1 protein-coding gene is annotated in these 648 nt (G+C 61.0%); it reads left to right on the forward strand.

Annotated features, from left to right (window positions below):
• Positions 1–466 precede the first annotated feature (466 nt).
• Positions 467–610 (forward strand): hypothetical protein, encoded by a 144-nt coding sequence (locus PKF00_RS44000; protein WP_271223748.1) that lies wholly within the window; start codon positions 467–469, stop codon positions 608–610.
• Positions 611–648: the final 38 nt, after the last annotated feature.

Raw genomic sequence — 648 nt, forward strand, 5'->3', positions numbered from 1 at the left:
GGCCAGTCACTCACCCTGCGCCGGCATCCCGGATACGACCATTCCTATTATTTCATCGCCAGCTTCATGGAAGACCATCTGCGCCATCACGCGAAGGCTTTGAAAGCGTAGGGCCCACGCACGCCCCCAATCCTTCCCCTTGATGGGGACTGAGGCGCCAAAGGACATGCCGGGGGCATGTTCGACGCAACGAAGGACCGCGCCGCAGGCGTGGTGGATGGGGTGGGAGCGAGATGCCTTCCATTTCGCTCTTCGAAAGCGCCACCGGGTTTCACCCCTTCCGACCCGAAGCTCCGCTTCGGCCCACCTTCCCCATCAAGGGGAAGGATGGCAGCGTGTCTCCCGATACACGGCTTTGCATTGCATGGTATTCCCCCCCATCCCCAACCTCACAGAACGGTAAGTTTGTCGCCACCTTGGGGGCGACCTATGCTCCGCGGCGAAAACACGTATTGGGGAGGGGTATATGACCCGATTTATTGCAACACTGGCGGCATCGACCATTCTGGCAAGCGCGCCGGGCCTGGCTTTCCAGAATAGCGACGAGGCGGAATGGGATGTTGCCAATCCACCGCTGCCGACACGCTCGATTCCCATCGAGGACAGGTAGGGCAGCTGGATGTCGCTGGATGTCAGCCCGGACGGGCA

Origin of the sequence: Streptosporangium carneum, from assembly GCF_027922005.1 — a bacterium.
Classification (GTDB): domain Bacteria; phylum Actinomycetota; class Actinomycetes; order Streptosporangiales; family Streptosporangiaceae; genus Streptosporangium; species Streptosporangium carneum.